This window comes from Kribbella sp. NPDC003557 (assembly GCF_040610805.1).
GTDB lineage: Bacteria > Actinomycetota > Actinomycetes > Propionibacteriales > Kribbellaceae > Kribbella.
This window is the reverse complement of the sequence record NZ_JBEXMY010000006.1, coordinates 350,618-351,898: the sequence shown is the minus strand read 5'-3', so window position 1 is coordinate 351,898 and position 1,281 is coordinate 350,618. Positions and strand designations below refer to the sequence as shown.

Annotated in this window: 1 protein-coding gene; it reads left to right on the top strand. The window is 69.1% G+C overall.

The window, feature by feature from the left end:
* Window positions 1-186 precede the first annotated feature (186 nt).
* Window positions 187-594, top strand: a complete 408-nt coding sequence (locus ABZW60_RS26360) for an NUDIX hydrolase (protein WP_355481106.1) — start codon at window positions 187-189, stop codon at window positions 592-594.
* Window positions 595-1,281 lie beyond the last annotated feature (687 nt).

Genomic DNA, 1,281 nt, shown 5'->3' with positions numbered 1-1,281 from the left:
GTACGGGACGCGCGGTACGGGACGCGCGGTACGGGACGCGCGGTACGGGACGCGCGGTACGGGACGCGCGGTACGGGACGCGCGGTACGGGACGCGCGGTACGGGACGCGCCGCACGGGACGCGCCGCACGGATGGGGCCATGCGCTGAACGTGGACTGTCGGTGGGCGGGTTTAGGGTGCCGCCCATGGCTGCCCGGATCTCGATCTCTGTCGCTTTGCTGGTGCGCAACGGTCTCGTGCTGCTGGTGCATCGGCACCCGTCGCGGCGGTGGTATCCCGACCGCTGGAGCTTCTCCGCCGGCGGACATGTCGAGTCGGGTGAGTTGCCGCATCAGGCCGTCGTCCGCGAATGCCTCGAAGAACTCGGGGTGCAGATCCACGACCCCGTACCCATCCCGATAACCATCAACGACCCGACCCTCCACATGCACGCATTCCTCGTCACCCGCTGGGACGGAGAACCCGTCAACGCCGCACCCGAGGAGCACGACGACCTCCGCTGGTTCCGTCCCGACGACCTCGCAGACCTGAAGATGGCCCACCCGGAAACCCTGCCGAACATCCTGACCGCCATCCAAGTCGCAACTGCCTAGCTGTGCGGCCGTCATCCGCACGATCCAGTAGCCGCACGATCCAGTAGCCGCACGACCCACTAGCCGCACGACCGTCTATCGGTACGACCGTCCGCTCGCCTGCATTCCGCGTGTGTCTCGCCCACGCCGGACGGCGTGATTCGCCAGGCGGAACACAGACGCCAGCCGCTCAATCGTGCTGCCTTCACGGTCGGGGCGCTCGGCACTGGTGAGGTCGCGTTGGACGGATCCGATCTCGACGCGCGCCACGCGAGCCACGGGCTGCGGTCCGTCGGGAACAACCGAGTCGAGACTCTGCAGGCATGCCCCGGCTGCAGCACACCCCAGCTGCAGGCATACCCCAACTGCAGGACACCGGCGACTGCAACATACTGTCGCCTGTCCCCTGTCCCCTGTCTCCCGTCGCTGGCAGCGCTAGTTGCCTTGGCCGCAGGCGCTCCCGTCCGTCACGGGCTGGCAGCAGATGTGCCTCGGCGCCCCCGGACCAGCTTTGTTGCCCTGGGCAATGCCCGGGTGAGCGTTCTTGGTCCGACCGCCGTACTCGGGCAGCGGGATCCGGACGACAGCTACCTGTGGATCCCGCCGGTCGACCGGGTCCAGCGCAGCGCCCAGACTACGCCGGGCCAGTGCGGCGGGCCGATCGCGACCGTCTCACCGGACTCGGCGGACTCGGCGGCGGGGACACGT

Coding starts and splice junctions, on each gene's coding strand:
- ABZW60_RS26360 (WP_355481106.1), top strand. CDS start 187: ATGGCTGCCCGGATCTCGATCTCTGTCGCTTTGCTGGTGCGCAACGGT.